Raw genomic sequence first — 19,068 nt, 5'->3', positions numbered from 1 at the left:
GACGCCGCCGCCCTGGCCCGGATGAAGCCGACCGCCTACCTCGTCAACACCGCCCGCGGCCCGGTGGTCGACGAGGCCGCCCTGGCCGAGGCCCTGGAGGCCGGGACGATCGCCGGCGCCGGGCTCGACGTCTTCGAGGACGAGCCGCGCGTCCACCCCGGGCTGCTGAGGCGCGACGACGTCGTCCTCCTGCCGCACATCGGCTCGGCGACCGTCGAGACCCGGGCCGCGATGGCCGGCCTCGCCGCCGACAACGTGCTCGCCGTGCTCGGCGGCGACGAGCCGCTCACCCCGGTGGGCTGAGCCGGCCCACCCGCTCCCGCGCCAGCCGGGCCCCCACCCGGCGCAGCAGCGCGGCCGCGTAACGCACCGAGCGGTCGACGTCCGGCTCCAGCGCGCTCAGCGGGTACACGCCGGCCAGGCCCAGCGACCGCACCCCGTCCGGGTCCAGGGTCGAGCGCCCGCACACCGCGACGACCGGCACCCCGGCGGCCGCGGCGCGGGCGACGACGCCGGTGACCGCCTTGCCCGACGCCGTCTGGGCGTCCAGCGAGCCCTCGCCGGTGACGACGAGGTCGGCGCCGCGCACGGCCGCGTCGAGCCCCACGACGTCGAGGACCACCTCGACCCCGGACGCCCGCTCGGCGCCGAGCACGGCCAGTGCCGCGAACCCCACCCCGCCCGCGGCCCCGGCGCCCGGCCGGCCGGCGGCGCCCGGGTCGACGACCGCGGCCCAGCGGGCCAGCGCCGCGTCGAGGCGGACGACGTCCGCGGGGGACGCCCCCTTCTGCGGCCCGTAGACCGCGGCCGCGCCGTCCGGCCCGAGCAGGGGGTTGACGACGTCGGCGGCGAGGACGAGACGCACGCCGGCCAGCCGCGGGTCGAGCCCAGAGCGGTCAAGGGCGGCGACCCGCTCCAGCGCGCCCCCGCCGCCGGGCAGGTCGCGTCCGTCCGCGTCCAGCACCCGGGCCCCGAGACCGGCGAGCATGCCCGCCCCGCCGTCCGTGCTCGCCGAGCCGCCGACCCCGACGACGATCGTGCCGGGCCGCAGGTCCAGCGCGGCCCGGATCGCCACCCCGAGCCCCCGGCTGGACGCCGTGAGCGGCCGCGGCACCCCGCCGGGCAGACGCCCGAGGCCGCAGGCGTCGGCCAGCTCGACGACGACGGTGCCGTCCCGCGCGGCGAGCGTCGTCGTGACCCCCTCGCCGGTCGGCCCGGGCACCTCGACCGTCGTCGGGGCGAAGCCCGCGGCCAGGACGGCGTCCACCGTGCCCTCGCCGCCGTCGGCGACCGGCAGCACGGTGACGACGGCGTCCGGCCGGACGTCGAGCACCCCGGCGCGGACGGCCTCGCCGACGGCGGTGGAGGCCAGCGAGCCCTTGAAGGAGTCCGCGGCCACGACGACGCGCGGCGGCCGGGTCGTCACTGCGCCCACGTCGGCGGGTCAGTCCGGCAGGCGCTCGACGTCGAGGGTGAAGCCGTGCGCGCGCAGCCGGTGCACGAGCGGCATCCCCAGCGCGGTGGCCGGGGTGAGCACACCGGCGGCGTCCGGCAGCCCCTCGTCGCCCGTGGCCAGGGCCAGCGCGGCCTGCCCGAGCATGATCGCCGTCCCCGAGTACCCGGGGTCGTAGGGGGCCGCGACGACCGAGCGGTAGCGCGCGCCGGTGCTCGCCCGGGCCGTGACCTCGAAGCGGAAGCGGCCCTTGGCCATCGTCTCCGCGCTCGGCCCCTCGCCCGGGGCCGGCAGCACCCTGCCGAGCAGGGCCCGGGTCGGGGAGAAGCCGAAGCCCGCGACCGCGCCGAGCAGCCCGGCGGAGACGACGCCGGCGGTGACGGCGCCACGGGGACCGGACCCGTAGTCGGAGTACTCGACGTAGCGGAAACCGTCGCCGTACCCGAGCAGCGAGGCCGACCGGGCGACGACCCGGGTGTTGAACGCGGCCATGACGAACGGCCCGGTGAAGTGCCCGTTGTCGGGGTCGCGGCGCACCGGCGAGGCCTTGGCGACCCGGGTGACCCGGTCGAGCACGCCGGGCGTCGGACGCGGGGTGCGCGGCGGGCGTCCGCCCTCGGCCAGCGCCCACGGGTCGGCGACGACGCGGCGGGTGGAGGGGTCGGTGCGCATCTCCATCGCCTGGGTGCGCATCGAGTCGACGGTGCCGCCGCTGAAGCCGCCGCGCATCGAGCGGACGGCGAGCCGCGTCGTGCCCAGCTCCGCGCCGTCGGCCCGCGCGGCGTCGGCGCAGAGCATGACGCCGAGGTCGCTCGGGATCGAGTCGAAGCCGCAGGCGTGGACGACCCGCGCCCCGGACGCCCGCGCGGCGTCGTGGTTGGCGGCGATGCTGCGGTGGACGAAGAGCACCTCGCCGGTGAGGTCGAGGTAGTCGGTGCCGGCGGCGGCACAGGCGTCGACCAGCGGCGCGCCGAGCCGGGCGTACGGCCCGACGGTGGTGACGACGGTCCGGGTGCGGGCCACGAGGTCGGCGACCGCGGCCTCGTCCAGGGCGTCGACGACGAGCACGGACCAGTCGGCGGCGGACCAGCCCAGGCCGGTACGGACGTCCTCGAGCCGCTCCCGGGAGCGCCCGGCGATGCCGATGCGCAGCCGTTCGGGGGCGTGCTCGGCCAGGTGCGCCGCGACGAGGCGGCCGGCGAAGCCCGTGGCACCGAACAGGACGATGTCCAGCTCGCGGTCGGCGTCGGTCATGGGGGCAAACCTACCCGCCGGTCACCTCCGGCGACGGGGGTCAGGTGGTGGCGCCGGGGTAGAGGGTCGCGAGCACCTCGGCGTAGCGGGCGCGGACCTCGCCGCCCCGCTCGGCGTCCGAGGGGTCGACGGTGGCGTCGACGGCGACGTCCCACCGCGGCGGGGCGTCGTCACCGGAGAAGGCCCAGGCCGCCTGCCGGGCCGCGCCGACGGCGACGTACTCGCCGGGTGCGGGGACCGCGACCGGGGCGCCGAGCACGTCCGGCGCGATGGTCTGCACCGCGCGTGACTGCGCGGCGCCGCCGATGAGCAGCACCCGCTCGACGGGGCAGCCGGCCCGGTCGCGGACCGCGTCGACCGCGCCCGCCATCCCGAGCAGCATGCCCTCGACGACGGCCCGGGCCAGGTTCTCCGGGGTGGTGTTCCCGCGGGTCAGGCCGTGGAGCGAGCCGGTGGCGGTCGGCAGGTTCGGGGTGCGCTCGCCGTCGAGGAACGGGACGAGGGTGAGCCCGCCCGCCCCGGGCTCGGCGGCCAGGGCGAGCTCGTCGAGCCCGGCGAGGTCGGTCCCGAGCATCGCCGCGCCCGAGGTGAGGACCCGTGCGGCGTTGAGCGTGCAGACCAGCGGCAGGAACCCGCCCTCGGCGTCCGCGAAGGACTGGACGAACCCGCTCGGGTCCGCCGTCGGGCGGTCGTGGCGGGCGAAGGCGGTGCCGCTCGTCCCGAGGGAGACCACGACGTCCCCGGGGCGCAGGCCGAGCCCGAGCGCGGCGCCCATGTTGTCGCCGGTGCCGGGGGCGACGGCCAGGCCGCCGCGCGTCCGGCCGACGACCTCGGCCGGCCCGGCGACCCGGGGGACGGCGAGGTCGCGCCCGGCGGCCAGGCGCAGCAGGTCGGGGCGGTACTCGCGGGCGCCGGCGTCGAAGTAGCCGGTGCCCGAGGCGTCGCCGGCGTCGGTGGTCCACTCGGTGAACGCGCCGTCGGCGGCGAGGATGCGCCCGGTCAGCCAGTCGTGCGGGAGGACCACGGTCGCGGCCCGCTCCATCGACGCCGGCTCCTCGTCGTGGACCCAGCGCAGCTTGGCGGCGGTGATGGCGGCCAGCGGCACGATGCCGACGGCGTCGGCCCAGGCCTGCGCCCCGCCGAACCCGTCGACGATGTCGCGCGCCGTACCGGCCGAGCGGGTGTCGTTCCACAGCAGCGCCGGCCGGACGACCTCGCCGGCGTCGTCGAGGAGGACCATGCCGTGCTGCTGCCCGCCGACCGCGACGGCGGACACCCCGTCGAGCAGCCCGCCGGAGGTGGCGGCCTCCCAGGCCTCCCACCAGTGGCGCGGGTCGACCTCGGTGGCGTCGGGGTGGGTGCCGCGGCCGGTGCGCACGACCTCCCCGGTGGCGACGTCGACCACCACCACCTTGCACGACTGGGTCGAGGTGTCGACCCCGGCGACGAGCGTCCGGTCGGTCATGGGGGGATCCTCCATCGGAACCTGAGGCGACGGTGCGCGACCCATCCTGTCAGGGTCGCCGGCGCGTCCTACGTCCCGGCCTCCCAGCGCTCCAGCGTCGCGCGGGCACCGACCTCGTGCAGTGACTCCAGCGCCCGCAGGTACGGACCGGTGAAGCGCTCGTCGTCGGCAAGTCCGCCGAACAGGTCGCGGTCGCGCAGGAAGGCCAGCGGGTCCTCGGACCGCGCCGCGGCGGCCGCCATGACGCTGTCCGCCCTCCGGTCGACGACCTCGATCGGCTCGCCGGCCTCGTCGGTGCCCTCCGCGTAGCGGGCCCAGGACGCGACGACGAGCGCCGAGCGCTCGACCCGGCCGCCGTGCTCGAGGTTGTGGTCGATGACCGGGACGAGCCACTTGGGGATGCGGTCGGAGGACTCGGCGCAGAGCCGGGCCAGGGTGTCGCGCACCTCGGGGTTGGCGAACCGCTCGACGAGCTCGTGGCGGTAGGCGTCGAGGTCGACGCCGGGCACCTCGGGCAGCGTCGGGCTGCCCTCGTCCTCCATGTAGCCGAGCAGGAAGCCGGCGAACAGCGGGTCCTGGCACACCTCGTGGGCGTACCGGTACCCGGCGAGGTAGCCGAGGTAGCACAGGGCCTGATGGCTCGCGTTGAGCAGCCGCAGCTTCATCAGCTCGTAGGGCACGACGTCGTCGACCACCTGCACCCCGACGTCCTCGAGGGCCGGCCGCCCGGTGGGGAAGTGGTCCTCGAGCACCCACTGGGTGAAGGGCTCGCAGACCACCGGCCACGCGTCCTCGACGCCCTCCTCGCGCAGCGCCTCGACGTCCTCGGGGGAGGTCACCGGCGTGATCCGGTCGACCATGGCGTTGGGGAAGGCGACCTCGGCCTCGAGCCGGTCCGCGAGCGCGGGGTCGGCCAGCCGGGCGAACGCGGTGATCATCCGCCGCGCGACGTCGCCGTTGCCCGGCAGGTTGTCGCACGACATCACCGTGAACGGCGCGGTGCCGGCGGCGAAGCGTCGCCGCAGGGCCTCCACGACGAAGCCGAACACGCTGCGCGGGGCGGTCATGTCGGCGAGGTCGGCCTGCAGCGCCTCGTCGCTCGCGTCGAGCTCGCCCGTCACCTGGCCGACGTGGTAGCCGCCCTCGGTCACCGTCAGCGAGACGATCCGGGTGGCGGGGTCGCACATCCGCTCCAGGACGGCCTCGGGGTCGTCCGGCGCGTAGAGGTAGCCGACGAGCGACCCGACGACCCGGGCCTCGCGCCGGCCGTCCGGGTGCTTGACGACGAGGGTGTAGAGGTGGTCCTGGCCGGCCAGCGCGTCGCGCATCCGCCGGTCGCCCGGCATCGTCCCGACGCCGACGACGCCCCAGTCCAGCGCCTCGCCCCGGTTCATCAGGGCGTCGAGGTACATCGCCTGGTGCGCCCGGTGGAAGCCGCCCACCCCGACGTGCACGATGCCCGGCGTGACCGCCGACCGGTCGTAGGACGGCCGGTCGACCGAGGACGGCAGGTCGCCGAGCCGGTCGGCCCGCAGGGGGACGACGGTGGTCGCGTCGGTCACTTGACCGCCCCCATGGACAGGCCCTGGACGAGCTTGTCCTGCGCGGCGAACCCGGCGGCGAGCACCGGCAGCGAGACGACGAACGAGGCCGCGCACACCTTGGCGAGGAAGAGCCCCTGGCTGGTGACGAAGCCGGTGAGGAAGACCGGCGCGGTCTGGGCGACGGTGGAGGTGAGGACCCGCGCGAGCAGCAGCTCGTTCCAGCTGAAGATGAAGCAGATGAGCGCGGCCGAGGCGATGCCGGGCATGACGACCGGCGCGATGATCCGGCGCAGCGTCGTCATGAGGTTGGCGCCGTCGACCTGGGCGGCCTCGAGCATCTCGACGGGGACCTCGGCGAGGAACGAGCGCAGCATCCACACCGCGATCGGCATGTTCATCGAGGTGTACAGGATGATGAGCAGCCAGATGTTGTCGAGCAGGCCCGTGGTCTGCGCGAAGAGGTAGATCGGCAGGATGCCCGCGACGATCGGCAGCATCTTCGTCGAGAGGAAGAAGAACAGGACGTCGGTCCACTTCTTCACCGGCCGGATCGACAGGGCGTACGCCGCCGGGAAGGCCAGGACGATGACGAGCGCGGTCGACACGATGCTCGCGGTCAGCGAGTTGAGCAGCGGCGGCCACGGCCCGGCGTCGAAGAAGGTGCGGTAGCCCTCGAGCGAGAGGGGCGCGAAGAGGTCCGGCGGGTTCTTCGCCGCGTCGGTCTCGCTGTGGAACGAGGTGAGGATCATCCACACCACCGGCAGCGCGAAGAGGATGCCGATGACCCACGCGGCCGCGGTGAGCAGCATCGCCGAGCGCGGCTCCTTGCGGTGGCGGACGTCCTGCACCCGCTGGCGGGCGCTGGGACCCTCGCCGCGGGGCGCGGTGCGGGCCTCGTCCTTGACGCTGTCGATCCGCTGCTCGGTGCTCATCGCGACTCCTCCTTGAAGAGGCTGAAGGCCGTGCGCAGGGCGAGGGTGGCGATGATGATCGTCCCGATGACGACGACGACGCCGGCCGCCGAGGCCCGCCCGTAGTCCTGCGCGGTGTAGAAGGTCTGGTAGATGAAGTACGGCAGGTTGGCCGTGCCGAGCCCGCCGCTCGTGATGGTGAAGACGTGGTCGAAGTTCTGCACGACGTAGATCGCGCCGAGCAGCCCCGACAGCTCGATGTACTGGCGCAGGTGCGGCAGCGTCATGTTCGTGAAGATCTGCCACGAGCTCGCGCCGTCGATCTTCGCCGCCTCGACGACGTCCATCGGCCGGCTCTGCAGCCCGGCCAGGAGGATGAGCATCATGAACGGCGTCCACTGCCAGACCAGCGCCGCGACGATCGAGATGAGCGGGTTGTTGCTGATCCAGTCCGGCTGCGGCGCGCCCTCGCCGAAGACCCAGGTGAGGATCCCGTTGAGGAGGCCGTACTCCGGGTTGTAGAGGGCGTGCTTCCACAGCAGCGCCGCCGCGACCGGCACGACGAGGAACGGGGTGATCATCAGCGTCCGCACCACCCCGCGGCCGCGGAACTTGCGGTCCAGCAGCAGCGCGATGAGCAGCCCGAGCACGAGGCTCACGAGCACGACGGAGACGGTGAGCACGATCGTCACGACGACCGCCGAGCGCGCGTTGTCGTCGGTGAAGACGCGCACGAAGTTGTCGAAGCCGGTGAACCCGCGCTCGTCGGGGTAGTACGCGTTCCAGTTCATGAACGAGACGACGATCGTCCCGAGGAACGGCAGCTGGGTGAGGACGATGACGAAGACCAGCGCCGGCAGCAGCGGGGCCCGCCGGGCCCAGGCGCCGCTCTTGGCGAGCCGGTCGGAGCGGCCGTCGTCCGGGGGCCGGGTGGCGGTGTCGTCGACGGGGACCTCGGTGGCGGACGTCGTCATTGCTGGCCTGCCTTCTGGTAGCGCTCCGCGACGTCCTCGGCGAGGCCCTGCCCCTGTCTCAGGGCGTCGTCGACGGTCATCTGACCGGCGATGGCGGAGCTGACGTACTGGCTCACCTGCGTTCCCAGGGAGGGGAACTCGGGGATGTCGACGAACTGGATGCCGATCGCGGGTCGCGGCTGGACCCCCGGGTTCTCCGGGTCGGCGGCCTCGATGGCGGCCTTGGTCGGGTCGGCGAAGGCGGACGCGACGTCGAGGTAGTCGGTGTTCTCGTAGAGGGAGGCGCGCTTGCCGCTCGGGACCTTGGCCCAGCCGAGCTCCTGGCCGACGAGCTCCTCGTACTCCTTGCTGGACGCCCAGGAGACGAACTTCCAGGCGTTGTCCTTCTTCGTGCTCGCCTCCTGGATGGCCCAGGCCCAGGTGTAGAGCCACCCGGAGCTGTCGGTCTCCTTGACCGGCGCCGGCGCGTAGCCGATCTTGCCCTTGACCGGCGACCCCTCGGCCTCGAGCGAGCCGGCCGCCGACGTGGCGTCGTACCACATGGCGACGTTGCCCTGGGTGAGGTTGTTGAGGCACTCGACGAACCCGGCCTGCGGGGCGCCGTTCTCGCCGTGCTGCTGGACGAGGTCGACGTAGAACTGGACCGCCGCCCTGAACTCGGGGGAGTCGACCTGGGGGTTCCAGTCCTCGTCGAACCAGGTGCCGCCGAAGGTGTTCACGACGGTGGTGAGCGGGGCGAAGATCTGCCCCCAGCCGGGCTGGCCGCGCAGGCAGATGCCCTTCATGCCGGGCCGGGCGCCGTCGACCTGGGCCGCGATCTTCGCGACGTCGTCCCAGGTCGGCTTCTCCGGCATCGTGACGTCCTTCTCCTGGAGGACGTCCTTGCGGTACATGAGGAAGCTGGACTCGCCGTAGAACGGCTCCCCGTAGACCTGGCCGTCGCTGGAGAGCGAGGTCGTCATGGACTTCAGGATGTCGCCCTGGTCGAAGGCGCTGTCCTTCGCGATGTAGTCGTCCAGGGGGGTGATCCACTTCGCCTTGGCGTAGATCGGGACCTCGAAGTTCGACAGCGACGCGACGTCGTACTGGCCGGCCTGGCTGGAGAACTCCTGGCTGATCTTGTCGCGGACGTCGTTCTCGGGCAGCACGGTGAAGTTCACCCGGATGCCCGTCTCCTTCGTGAAGTTGGCGGCCGTGAGGTTCTGCAGGTCGATCATCTGCGGGTTGTTGACCATGAGGACGTTGATGGAGTCGCCGCCGCCGCCGACCGCGCCCCCACCCCATCCCGCACAGCCGCTGAGCGCCACGGTCAGGGCGGCGGCTGCGGCCACCCCGGCTCGGCGTCGTGTCCTGGGCGTCATTGCCCCTCCTCGCTCATCTGAGCCATAATCCGCTCACTTGATTAGAGTGCCGCGGGAGGCAGGTGTCAACCGGAGGCGCCGGGACGGGAAAGCCCGCGACGGGGCCCCCATCCGGCCTGCGCCGCGAGAGGATGGACGTCGTGACCGAGACGGTGCCCGAGCGCGCGCCGCTGCGCGCCCCGGACGCCGTGCTGGCCGCCGAGGTGGCCCGGCGCCACTACCTGGGCGGGGAGAGCAAGGTCGACATCGCCTCCGCACTGGGGCTCAGCCGGTTCAAGGTGGCGCGGCTGCTGGAGTCGGCGCGCGCCAGCGGCATCGTCCGCATCGAGATCGTCGACCGGGGCGGGGTCGACAGCGAGCTGTCGGCCGAGCTGCGCGACGCCTACGGGCTCGCCCGCTGCGTCGTCGTCGACTGCGCCGACGAGCCCGCGCTGCGTCGGACCCGGGTGGGGACGGCCGGCGCCGAGCTGCTGCTCGACGTCGTCGGCCCGGGGGACGTGCTCGGCCTGCCCTGGGCCCGCACGCTGAGCGCCCTCGTCGAGGCCCTGCCCGCCCTGCCGGCGGTGCCGGTCGTCCAGCTGAGCGGCTCGATGGTCATCCCCGGCGAGCACACCCCGGTCGACGTCGTCCGCGCGGCGGCGGCGCTGGCCGGCGCCGAGGCGCACGTCTACTACGCGCCCTTCATCCTCGACGACGCCTCCAGCGCGGCGGCGATGCGCCGCCAGCCCGCCGTCGCCAGCGCGCTGGCGCGGGTCGCCGAGGTCACCGTCGCCGTCGTGAGCATCGGCGCCTGGCGGGACGGGCACTCCTCGATCCACGACGCACTCCCGCCGGAGACCCGCGCCGAGGTCGCGGCCACCGGTGCCGTGGGCGAGGCGCTCGGGGTGTTCTTCGACGAGGACGGCCGCGAGCTGCACCCCGAGCTCGTCGACCGGATGGTGACGGTCGACGGCGCCGGGCTGCGAGGCGTCCGTGAGGTGCTGGCCCTGGCCACCGGCCCCGAGAAGGCGACGGCGGTCCGGGCCTTCCTCCTCGGGGGCTGGGGGCGCTCCCTCGTCGTCGACCGGGCCCTCGGCCGCGCCCTCGCCCGCCGCGCCTGAGGGCCCGCCCCCGACCCGTCAGCCGTCGCCGCGGGCGGAGAGCCGGTCCGCCTGGCGCGCGCTGTAGCGGCGGTCGGCGGCGTCCACGCTGCGGCGGTCGTCGACGTCGACGCCGGCCCGGCGCGCCGCGGCCAGGGCCTCGGGCGAGTGCAGGTCCGGGACGCGCACGGTCTCCGCCCGGATCGAGGCGTCGAGCGCCGCGTAGCCGCGCTGCTGCTCGGCGAGCCGCTGCTCCGAGGCGCGGGCCTGGCGGCGGACCGCGGCGGTGACGGTGACGGTCGAGCCGGTGAGGTAGGGACTGACCGTCGGGGTGTAGCCGGACGCGTGGCCGCTCTTCTTCGGGTGGTAGGACTCGACGATCGGGTTGGAGAGGCCGTTGATCCACTCGGCGTCGTCGCAGACGGCGTGGCCGACGAAGCGCGAGGTCGGGTCCGCGAAGGAGAAGCCCGCGGCGGACGCGCGCTGCGAGGTCACGGAGTTGATGAGGTCCGCCGTCGCGTTGAGGCGGCTCTCCTCGGTCGGCGAGAACCACGTGAACGCGTTGCAGTCCTCGCCGTTGAAGATGCGCGGGTAGCCGACGACGGTGACCTTCGCGTTCGGCGCCGCGCTGCGGATGCGGGCGTAGAGCGTGTCGAGGCGGGCGGGCAGGGTGGAGCGGATGAAGGAGCGGGCGCCGTCGACGGCGCCGGTGCAGTTGCTCATCCACGCCGGCTTGGCGCACTCGGTGAGCACGTCGGCGAACCCGGCGTCGTTGCCCCCGACCGAGATCGACACGTACGCGGTCGAGGCCGAGAGGGCGCCGAGCTGGCTGTTCGCGACGTCCGCGACCCGCGCTCCCGAGCAGGCGCGGAAGTTCAGCGCGTAGCCCTTGGCCGAGGCGATGAGCGAGGGGTAGGCGGCGACCGAGCGCAGGCACGAGGTGCCGTCGGCGATGTAGTCCCGCGTGCCGGTGCCCGAGGAGTAGCTGTCGCCGAGCGCGACGTAGGACGCACCCGCGGCGGAGGCCGGGGCGAGGGGGAGCGCGAGCGCGGCGGCAGCAGCGGCGGCGCCGAGGACCATGGCACGTCGTCGGGACACGGGTGACCTCCTGGGGGTGGCGGAACGGGCCCGCCACACGGTAGGGCCGCCGCGGCGGATCCGCGCGTCGAGCGGGTCGCGTCGTCGCCGTGCCTTCCCAGCGGGCGTCCCCGTCCTTTATCTTTACCGCGTGAACTCAACGAGCGCGGCGCCGGGCTCGCAGGCCTCCCTCCGGGAGATGAACCGCCTGCGGGTCCTCGACGCGGTGCGGGAGCACGGGGCGCTCACCCAGGTGGAGATCGCCGGGGTCACCGGGCTGTCGGCGGCCACCGTCTCCAACCTCGTCAAGGAGCTGGACGTCGCGGGCGCCGTGCGGCTGCGGCCGAGCATCCGCAACGGCCGGCGCGCGACGCAGGTGTCCATCGCCTCCTCGCTCGGGCTCGTCGCGGCCGCCGTGTTCGGCGACCGGGACATCCGGGTGGCGATCGGGGCCTCCGCGGACGAGGTGATGAGCCAGAAGCGGATGCCCCTGCCGGCGAACCACGCCGCGGACGAGGGCATGCAGCGCGCCGCCCGGCTCGTCGCCGAGCTCGCGGAGCAGGCCGGTCACACGGCCGGCGACCTGCGCGCCCTCGTCGTCGGGCTGCCGGCGCCGATCGACACCGTCTCCGGCGAGGTCGGGTCCGAGGGGATCATGCCGGGCTGGCGGGGGGTGCCCGTCGGTCGGGCCATGGCCGACTCGGTCCGGGTCCCCGTCCGGATCGACAACACGGCGAACCTGGCCGCCCTCGGTGAGTTCAAATTCGGTGCGCTGCAGGGGGTCTCGACGGGAGTCTTCCTCAAGGTGTCCTACGGCGTCGGCGCCGGCCTCATCCTCGGGGGCGAGCTCTTCCGGGGGAGCGCGGGCACGGCCGGTGAGATCGGCCACGTGACCATCGACGAGCACGGCCCGGTCTGTCGCTGCGGCAACCGCGGCTGCCTCGACACCTACGTCGGGGCCGGGCCGGTGCTCTCGGCGCTCCGGCCGAGCCACGGCGCGCTGACCCTGCGCGACGTCATCTCCCGGGCCCTGGACGGCGACCACGGCTGTCGCCGCGTCCTCGAGGACGCCGGCCGGCACCTCGGCATCGCGGTGGCGGGAGTCGTCAACCTCCTCAACCCGGAGGTCGTCGCGCTCGGCGGCCAGGTGGCGCGGACCGGCGAGATCGTGCTCGGCCCGATGCGCGACGCCATCGAGCGGTGCGCCATCCCGAGCGCCGCGGCCACGGTCGAGGTGCGCACCGGTGCCCTCGCGCCGGAGGAGGCCGACGTCCTCGGCGCGCTGACGCTGGCCGACCAGGTCCGCGAGGAGGCCGACCGCGCCGCGCTCGTCACCGGCTGACCCTCCACCCCGGAGAGGTCTCGGTTCGATGACGGAATCGACCAACCTTGACTTCACGTCTTGACGTCAAGACCTGAAGCGAGTTGAATCCGGGGGAGCCCGCACCAAGGTGGCTGCGGACGTCATGCGAGGAGAGAACACACATGACCACTCGGTTCACCCGGATCGCCGGCGCGGCCCTCGCGCTCGGCCTCACCGCGACGGGCCTGGCGGCCTGCGGCAGCGACGACTCGGGCGGGGGTGCGAGCGGCTCGGCCTCCGGCGACTCCGGTTCCGGCTCCGGCGGCAAGAAGATCGCGCTCCTCCTCCCCGAGAACAAGACCGCCCGCTACGAGGCCTTCGACAAGCCGCTGTTCGAGGCCGCCGTCAAGGCCGCCTGCTCCGACTGCGAGGTCGTCTACAGCAACGCCGAGCAGGACGCGGCCAAGCAGCAGCAGCAGGCCGAGGCCGCCGTCACGCAGGGCGTCGACGTCCTCGTGCTCGACGCCGTCGACGGCAAGTCCGCCGCGACGATCGTCAACAGCGCCAAGTCCCAGGGCGTGCCCGTCGTCGCCTACGACCGGTTCGTCACCGGCTCGGACTACTACGTCTCATTCGACAACCAGAAGGTCGGTGAGCTGCAGGGCCAGGGTCTCGTCGACGCGATGAAGGCCGAGGGCAACGACAGCGGCGACATCGTCATGATCAACGGCTCGCCCACCGACGCCAACGCCGCCGACTTCAAGAAGGGCGCGCACAGCGTCCTCGACAGCAGCGGCTACACGATCAAGGCCGAGTACGACACCCCGGACTGGAGCCCGGACAAGGCCCAGGCGTGGATGGAGGGCCAGGTCGGCTCCCTCAAGGGCAACCTCGTCGGCGTCTACGCCGCGAACGACGGCACCGCCGGTGGCGCCATCGCGGCCCTCAAGGGCGGCGGCGTCAAGCCCCTGCCGCCGGTGACCGGCCAGGACGCCGAGCTCGCCGCCATCCAGCGGATCATCGCGGGCGACCAGGCCCTGACGATCTACAAGGCGATCAAGCCCGAGGCCGAGGACGCCGCCAAGGCCGCCATCGCGCTCGCCGACGGCGGCAAGCCGGAGGCGTCCGCCGACAAGGAGGGCGTCCCCGCGACCCTGCTCGACCCGGTGGTCGTCACCAAGGACAACATCAAGGACACGATCATCGCCGACGGCTTCTACAAGGCCGCCGACGTCTGCACCGGCCAGTACAAGGACGCCTGCGCCAAGCTCGGCATCGAGTGACGTCCGACCTCCCCGCACTCACGAAGGAGTGAGCAGTACGTGAGCACCACCACCACCCCGGCGCCCGTCTTGTCGATGACCGGTGTGTCCAAGCGCTTCGGCGCCGTCCAGGCCCTCAAGGACATCGAGTTCGACGTGGCAGCCGGGGAGGTGGTGGCTCTCGTCGGGGACAACGGCGCGGGCAAGTCCACCCTGGTGAAGACCATCGCCGGCGTGTACGCCCCCGACGGCGGGGAGGTCGTCTTCGACGGCAACCCCGTCACCATCACCTCGCCGTCCGAGGCGCAGAACCTCGGCATCGCGACCGTCTTCCAGGACCTCGCGCTCTGCGACAACCTCGACGTCGTCGGCAACCTCTTCCTCGGCAACGAGCGCAAGCACGCCGGCGCCCTCGACGAGGTGACGATGGAGAAGGAGTCCTGGCGGCTCCTGCGCGAGCTCAGCGCGAAGATCCCCAGCGTGCGGATCCCCGTGGCCAGCCTCTCCGGCGGTCAGCGGCAGACCGTCGCCATCGCCCGCTCCCTGCTCGGGGAGCCCAAGGTCGTCATGCTCGACGAGCCGACGGCCGCCCTGGGCGTCGCCCAGACCGCCGAGGTGCTGAACCTCGTCGAGCGGCTGCGCGAGCGCGGGCTCGGGGTCATCCTCATCAGCCACAACATGAGCGACGTCATGGCCGTCGCCGACCGGGTCGCCGTCCTGCGGCTCGGGCGCAACAACGGCGTCTACCGCGTCGCGGACACCAGCAGCCAGGAGATCATCGCCGCCATCACCGGCGCGACGACCAACGCCGTCACCGCCCGCGCCGCCCGCCGGGCCCCGCAGGAGGAGCAGTCGTGACCACCTCGCAGACCCCGCCCCCGGCCGAGCCGACCGACGTCGCGGACTCGGTCCCGGCCGACCTCCAGGACGAGCGCCTCATCGCGAGCCAGGGCGTCGGCGGCTGGGCCAGCGCGACGTGGCAGCGGATCAAGTCCGGCGACCTCGGCTCGCTGCCGGTGGTCATCGGCCTCGTCATCATCTGGGCCGTCTTCTACGGCCTCAACCCGGCCTTCATCAGCAGCCGCAACCTCGTCAACCTCACCCTGCAGATGGTGCCGATCGGCACCCTGGCCATCGGGGTCGTCCTCGTCCTCCTGCTCGGCGAGATCGACCTGTCGATCGGCTCGATGTCGGGTCTGTCCGGCGCCATCCTCGCCGTCCTCTTCGTCAACCAGGGCATGAGCATCTGGCTCGCGGTCGTCATCGCGCTCGCCGCCGGGGCCGTCGTCGGCCTCGTCTACGGGCTGTTGTTCAACCGCTTCGGGGTGCCGAGCTTCGTCATCACCCTCGCCGGCCTGCTCGCGCTGCTCGGCTTCCAGCTGCGCGTGCTCGGCACCGACGGCACGGTGAACATCCCGTTCCAGTCCGGGCTCGTGCAGTTCGCCTCGCAGCTGTTCCTGCCCGAGTGGCTCGCCTACGTCGTCGCGGTCGCCGTCCCGGTCGTGTACCTGCTGGCCCGGCTGCGCACCGACCAGCGCCGCAAGGCCGCCGGACTCTCGGCGCCCGCCCTCACGACCGTCGCCGTCCGGGCCGCCATCGTCGCGGTGCTGCTGCTCGTGGTCGTGTCCGTCCTCAACCGCGACCGCGGCCTGTCCTACATGGTCGTGCTCTTCGTCGCGCTCGTCGTCGTCATGGACCTGCTCATCCGGCGCACGACGTGGGGCCGGTCGGTGCTCGCCATCGGCGGCAACGTCGAGGCCGCCCGCCGCGCCGGCATCAACGTCAAGCGCATCTACCTCACGGTCTTCACCCTGTGCTCGACCTTCGCGGCCCTCGGCGGCATCTTCGCCGCGGCCCGCCTGGCCTCGGCCAACCAGAGCAGCGGCGGCGCGGACACCAACCTCAACGCCATCGCGGCGGCGGTCATCGGCGGCACCTCGCTCTTCGGTGGACGCGGGTCGGCGTACTCGGCCCTGCTCGGCATCCTCGTGATCTTCTCGATCAGCAACGGCCTGGCCCTGCTGTCGGTGTCGGCGGACATCCGCTACATCGTCACCGGTGCGGTCCTGCTGCTCGCGGTGGTCATCGACAGCCTGAGCCGGCGCAGCCGCGCGGCCCACGGTCGCGCCTGACCGGAACCACCCGGGGTCCGTCCCCGTCGTCCCAGGGCCACCCGCGTAGCATCGCGCGGGTGGCCCTGACCGATCTCTCCCGCTGCTCCGCCGCGGCCCGGCACCGGGGTGACTCCCTCGCGGGGTCGGCCCCGGTGGCCTCGCGCTGGCTCCTCGTCGAGCACCCCGGCCCGTGGTCCAAGCAGCCGCTGGACACCCCGCCGATGACCGGCCGGATCGGCGCCGAGATCGAGTCGACGTGCGCGTCCTTCGGGGGGCGGGCGCTGCTCATCCGCCGTCAGGGCCGACGGGCCGCCGACCCCGGTGACCCGTCGTGGTTCGCCGTCGACACCGTGCGCGGGACGTGGGTGCGCGGCACCTGGCGCACCGGCGAGGACCTGCTCAAGGCCGCCCGGGCCCTGGGGCTGCAGCTCAGCGCCAGCGACACCGACGCCGACCCGATGATCCTCGTGTGCACCCAGGGCACCCGCGACGCCTGCTGCGCGGTGCGCGGCCGGCCCATCGTCGCCCGGCTCGTGCGCGAGTGGGAGGACGAGGTCTGGGAGTGCACCCACCTCGGCGGGCACCGGTTCGCCGGCACGCTGCTCACCCTCCCCGACGGGGTCTGCTACGGCTACCTCGACACCGAGATCGCCGCCGACGTCGTGCGCGCCCACCTGTCCGGGATCGTCGCGGCCAAGCTGCTGCGCGGCGTCACCCGCTGGGAGCCCGAGGTCCAGGCCGCCGTCGCCGCCGTGCTCGCCGAGTACGGGCCCGCCGGCCTCGACGACGCCGTGCCCGGGCAGGTCGAGCCCGCGCGCAACGGGGCCCCCGCCCGCGTGCAGGTCTTCGGCGACGGTCCCGTCCCGGACCGCCTCACCGTCGAGGTCGAGGTCGAGGAGCGGCCGTTCGAGCCGCTCAGCTGCGGCGCCGGCCCCAAGCCGCACGTCGAGTACCGCACCCGCACCACCGTCACCCCCTCCTGACCCCCTCCGGGCGTTCCCACTTCCTCGCCTGATCCCGCAACCTTCGGGTTCGCACCCCCTCCGTTCCCCGGCGAACCCGAAGGTCCCGGGGTCAGGCCTCGCCGTCCGGACGGCGGAGGTGGAGCGCGCGCATGGCCTCGGCGAAGCGCGGGACCGGACCGACGGTGGGGACGCCGGGGGCGACCTCGGCCACGGGCAGGGGCAGCACGGGGGAGGGGGCGGCGCCGCGCTCGGCGGACCAGCGGCTCGTCTGCCCGGCCGAGGTCGCGAAGACGATCCGGCCGAGGCCGACCCAGGCGTGCGCGGCGGCGCACATCGGGCAGTGCTCGCCGGAGGTGTAGACCGTGGCCGACGCCCGGTCCTGCGGCGCGAGGTGACGGGCGGCCCACTGCACGAGGGCGAGCTCGGGGTGGCGGGTGGCGTCGCCTCCGCCCTCGCGGTTGCGCTCCTCGAGCAGCACCCGCCCGGACGCGTCCACGAGGACGGACCCGAACGGCTGGTCGCCGGCGTCGAGGGCCTCCTCGGCCAGCGCGACGCAGCGCGCGAGGTGCCGCAGGTCCTCGTCGGTCAGCCCGGACGGGTCGGTCGTCATCCGGGCGAGCCTACGGCGCACCGGGCCCGGCCGGAGCCGTCACCGCCTCCTGCTCCAGCGCCCCGCCGGGCGTGCACGTGCGCCCCGGGTCCGCCGGCCGGGTGTCGATGCCGCTGCCGTTGACGATCGAGACGTCGTCGTAGGACGGGCGGCCCTCGAGGACGTCGTGGAAGCGGTAGCGGGTGAGCGAGGACAGCCGGCAGTCGGTGCCGAAGGTGAGGACGTCGAACGCACTGCCCTGTCCCTCGAGCTCGCCGCTCGTGGTCGCGTCGTCCGCGACGAAGTGCGAGAAGGGCCCGCCGCCGGTGAAGGTGCCGACCTGGATCCGGTTGCCCTCGAGGTCGCTGACGTGCATGTGCCCGTTGAGCAGTACCCCGCCCTCGACGCCCGCCAGCGCCCACGGCTCGTGCGAGGCGACGACGTCCGGCGGGGTGCGGCCGGCGAACGCGGCCCGGAAGGCGTCGCGGGCCGGGAGCTGCGCGGCCCGGGTGCCGGTGCCGGAGTCGCCGAACCAGCGCGGGTCGTCGAACCCGGCGATCCGTACGCCGCCGACCGTCACCTCGGTGTACCCGCCGCCCGGGGGCTGGAGGAGCACGACGTTCGGGACGCGGGCCATCCGGCGCAGCAGCGCGGTGTCGCCGGCGCTCGTCGCGTCATGGTTGCCGCGGACGAAGAGGTAGGGGACGCCGAGCGAGGCGATGCCGTCGAAGACGCCGGCGGCCTCGCCCTCCTCGGCCGTCCCGAAGTTCACGAGGTCGCCGGTGTCGACGACGACGTCGATGCTCTGGTCCCGCACGACCGTCCGCATCAGCGGGTACTGGTTGCCGCCGTGGACGTCGCTGACCAGCAGGACCCGCAGCGCGGGGTCGGACTCCAGCGCCCCCGCGGCGTACTTCTGCTGCAGGGCGGTCGAGAGGGCCAGGAGGTTGCGCAGGTACGGCGTCACCTGGGTGGCGCGGGTCTCGACGTCGCCGAGCAGCCCCTGGTTGCGCTGCAGGGTGCCGAGCACCTCCGTGGCGGTGAACGACTGCTGCCGGCTCGGCTGGTAGGTCGTGTAGATCGCCGCCGACGTCCCGACGGTCGCGACGAGCCACGACGCCGCGGCCGCGCCGACGAGCCAGCGCGGCGGGCGGCGACGGCGCGCGCCGCCCGCCACCGCGAGGACGACGACGACGAGCAGCAGCGCCCCGAGCGCGAACCGGCCGAGCAGCCGGGTGGCGACCTCGCGGACCGCGGCGTCGAGCTCGCCCGGGCCCGGGCGCAGGCTCGCCAGGCTCAGCTGCGGCCGGGCGAGGACGTCGGCGATGCTCGCCCGAACCTGCGGGACGGCGCGGATGCCGGGGGCGAGCCCGGAGAAGCCGACGCGCGCGTCGCCGAAGGTCGTCTCGGCCACGATCCGGCCGACGTGCGCGGGGTCGGCGTCCAGCGACACCGTCGCCTGGTAGGTGCGGGTGTGCGCGGTGGCGGGCGCGAGCGCCGTGGCCGCCACTCCCGCGAGGACGCACCCCACGACGAGCACGAGGGCGGCCAGCCCGTGGCGCAGCCGCCGCGAACCGACCCGGTGCCCGCCCGACCACCAGACCCCGACGGCCACGGCGAACGGGCCCAGCGCGGTGAGCGCGGCGACGACCCGCTCGTGCAGGCCGAACGAGCCGCCGGAGAGCCCGACGCCGAGCGAGGCCACCGCCGCCAGCAG

The 19,068-nt window shown here is 74.1% G+C and carries 17 protein-coding genes; 7 read left to right on the top strand and 10 right to left on the bottom strand.

Translation table 11 applies throughout. The annotated features are described in order from the left end of the window. Nucleotides 1–303, top strand: a 303-nt coding sequence (locus EPD83_RS17595; RefSeq protein WP_268951212.1) for an NAD(P)-dependent oxidoreductase, incomplete at its 5' end; no start/stop codon positions are given. On the opposite strand, the gene EPD83_RS17590 is transcribed toward EPD83_RS17595, so the two are convergent. From EPD83_RS17590 to EPD83_RS17560, 7 genes are all read right to left on the bottom strand, one after another. After that, entirely contained in the window at nt 287–1,426 is a 1,140-nt protein-coding gene (locus tag EPD83_RS17590) for a glycerate kinase (protein ID WP_128365331.1), read from the bottom strand. The two genes, EPD83_RS17595 and EPD83_RS17590, sit on opposite strands and share 17 nt — an antisense overlap. An 18-nt stretch (nt 1,427–1,444) precedes the next feature. Then, a complete protein-coding gene (locus EPD83_RS17585; RefSeq protein WP_128365332.1) occupies nt 1,445–2,707 on the bottom strand; it encodes a saccharopine dehydrogenase family protein in 1,263 nt (420 codons plus the stop codon). A gap of 40 nt (nt 2,708–2,747) precedes the next feature. Further along, the gene (gene xylB, locus EPD83_RS17580; protein WP_128365333.1) at nt 2,748–4,172 is read right to left on the bottom strand and encodes a xylulokinase; all 1,425 of its coding nucleotides are present in this window, start codon (nt 4,170–4,172) and stop codon (nt 2,748–2,750) included. Nucleotides 4,173–4,240: 68 nt separating this feature from the next. After that, nucleotides 4,241–5,734, bottom strand: coding sequence for a mannitol dehydrogenase family protein (locus tag EPD83_RS17575; protein ID WP_235950692.1), 1,494 nt, complete (start codon nt 5,732–5,734; stop codon nt 4,241–4,243). Continuing rightward, nucleotides 5,731–6,525 (bottom strand): carbohydrate ABC transporter permease, encoded by a 795-nt coding sequence (locus EPD83_RS17570; protein WP_128365341.1) that lies wholly within the window; start codon nt 6,523–6,525, stop codon nt 5,731–5,733. Before EPD83_RS17570 ends, EPD83_RS17575 begins: the two co-directional genes overlap by 4 nt. Before the next feature lie 119 nt (nt 6,526–6,644). Further along, nucleotides 6,645–7,601, bottom strand: coding sequence for a carbohydrate ABC transporter permease (locus tag EPD83_RS17565; RefSeq protein WP_128365334.1), 957 nt, complete (start codon nt 7,599–7,601; stop codon nt 6,645–6,647). Further along, complete coding sequence (locus EPD83_RS17560; RefSeq protein ID WP_128365335.1) at nt 7,598–8,962, bottom strand: ABC transporter substrate-binding protein; 1,365 nt, start codon at nt 8,960–8,962, stop codon at nt 7,598–7,600. Before EPD83_RS17560 ends, EPD83_RS17565 begins: the two co-directional genes overlap by 4 nt. A 140-nt stretch (nt 8,963–9,102) precedes the next feature. On the opposite strand from EPD83_RS17560, the gene EPD83_RS17555 reads away from it, so the two are divergent. After that, complete coding sequence (locus tag EPD83_RS17555; RefSeq protein WP_164896087.1) at nt 9,103–10,062, top strand: sugar-binding transcriptional regulator; 960 nt, start codon at nt 9,103–9,105, stop codon at nt 10,060–10,062. Nucleotides 10,063–10,080: 18 nt separating this feature from the next. Here the strand turns inward: EPD83_RS17555 and EPD83_RS17550 are convergent, their stop codons facing one another. Then, entirely contained in the window at nt 10,081–11,139 is a 1,059-nt protein-coding gene (locus EPD83_RS17550; protein WP_235950691.1) for an SGNH/GDSL hydrolase family protein, read from the bottom strand. 130 nt (nt 11,140–11,269) lie between these two features. Between EPD83_RS17550 and EPD83_RS17545 the strand changes: the two genes are divergently transcribed. The 5 genes from EPD83_RS17545 (at nt 11,270) to EPD83_RS17525 (ending at nt 16,780) form a co-directional block, all read left to right on the top strand. Next, complete coding sequence (locus EPD83_RS17545; RefSeq protein WP_128365337.1) at nt 11,270–12,460, top strand: ROK family transcriptional regulator; 1,191 nt, start codon at nt 11,270–11,272, stop codon at nt 12,458–12,460. Between the two features lie 143 nt (nt 12,461–12,603). After that, nucleotides 12,604–13,704, top strand: coding sequence for a substrate-binding domain-containing protein (locus EPD83_RS17540; protein WP_128365338.1), 1,101 nt, complete (start codon nt 12,604–12,606; stop codon nt 13,702–13,704). A 75-nt stretch (nt 13,705–13,779) separates the two neighbouring features. Then, the gene (locus EPD83_RS17535; RefSeq protein ID WP_128365343.1) at nt 13,780–14,541 is read left to right on the top strand and encodes an ATP-binding cassette domain-containing protein; all 762 of its coding nucleotides are present in this window, start codon (nt 13,780–13,782) and stop codon (nt 14,539–14,541) included. Continuing rightward, on the top strand, nt 14,538–15,815 hold the full coding sequence (locus EPD83_RS17530; protein WP_322095804.1) for a sugar ABC transporter permease: 1,278 nt from the start codon (nt 14,538–14,540) through the stop codon (nt 15,813–15,815). The genes EPD83_RS17535 and EPD83_RS17530 overlap by 4 nt, the downstream gene beginning before the upstream one ends. Nucleotides 15,816–15,874: 59 nt before the next feature. Next, nucleotides 15,875–16,780: a sucrase ferredoxin gene (locus tag EPD83_RS17525; RefSeq protein ID WP_128366130.1), complete on the top strand. Its 906-nt coding sequence runs from the start codon at nt 15,875–15,877 to the stop codon at nt 16,778–16,780. 91 nt (nt 16,781–16,871) lie between these two features. On the opposite strand, the gene EPD83_RS17520 is transcribed toward EPD83_RS17525, so the two are convergent. Both EPD83_RS17520 and EPD83_RS17515 read right to left on the bottom strand, forming a co-directional pair. Beyond that, a complete protein-coding gene (locus tag EPD83_RS17520; protein ID WP_128366131.1) occupies nt 16,872–17,372 on the bottom strand; it encodes a nucleoside deaminase in 501 nt (166 codons plus the stop codon). A 10-nt stretch (nt 17,373–17,382) separates the two neighbouring features. Continuing rightward, the coding region (locus tag EPD83_RS17515) for a metallophosphoesterase family protein (protein ID WP_165566941.1) at nt 17,383–19,068 on the bottom strand (1,686 nt) is incomplete at its 5' end.

The sequence above is a fragment of the Phycicoccus flavus genome, from assembly GCF_004025965.2.
In the GTDB taxonomy this organism is placed as follows: domain Bacteria; phylum Actinomycetota; class Actinomycetes; order Actinomycetales; family Dermatophilaceae; genus Phycicoccus; species Phycicoccus flavus.
This window is presented reverse-complemented; position numbering and strand designations above follow the sequence as displayed.

What these genes read in the sequence shown, in the direction of transcription:
- EPD83_RS17585 (WP_128365332.1), bottom strand. Translation starts at nt 2,707, where the DNA reads ATGACCGACGCCGACCGCGAGCTGGACATCGTCCTGTTCGGTGCCACG.
- xylB (WP_128365333.1), bottom strand. Translation starts at nt 4,172, where the DNA reads ATGACCGACCGGACGCTCGTCGCCGGGGTCGACACCTCGACCCAGTCG.
- EPD83_RS17570 (WP_128365341.1), bottom strand. Translation starts at nt 6,525, where the DNA reads ATGCTGCTCACCGCGGCCGCGTGGGTCATCGGCATCCTCTTCGCGCTG.
- EPD83_RS17565 (WP_128365334.1), bottom strand. Translation starts at nt 7,601, where the DNA reads ATGACGACGTCCGCCACCGAGGTCCCCGTCGACGACACCGCCACCCGG.
- EPD83_RS17560 (WP_128365335.1), bottom strand. Translation starts at nt 8,962, where the DNA reads ATGACGCCCAGGACACGACGCCGAGCCGGGGTGGCCGCAGCCGCCGCC.
- EPD83_RS17540 (WP_128365338.1), top strand. Translation starts at nt 12,604, where the DNA reads ATGACCACTCGGTTCACCCGGATCGCCGGCGCGGCCCTCGCGCTCGGC.
- EPD83_RS17535 (WP_128365343.1), top strand. Translation starts at nt 13,780, where the DNA reads ATGACCGGTGTGTCCAAGCGCTTCGGCGCCGTCCAGGCCCTCAAGGAC.
- EPD83_RS17520 (WP_128366131.1), bottom strand. Translation starts at nt 17,372, where the DNA reads ATGACGACCGACCCGTCCGGGCTGACCGACGAGGACCTGCGGCACCTC.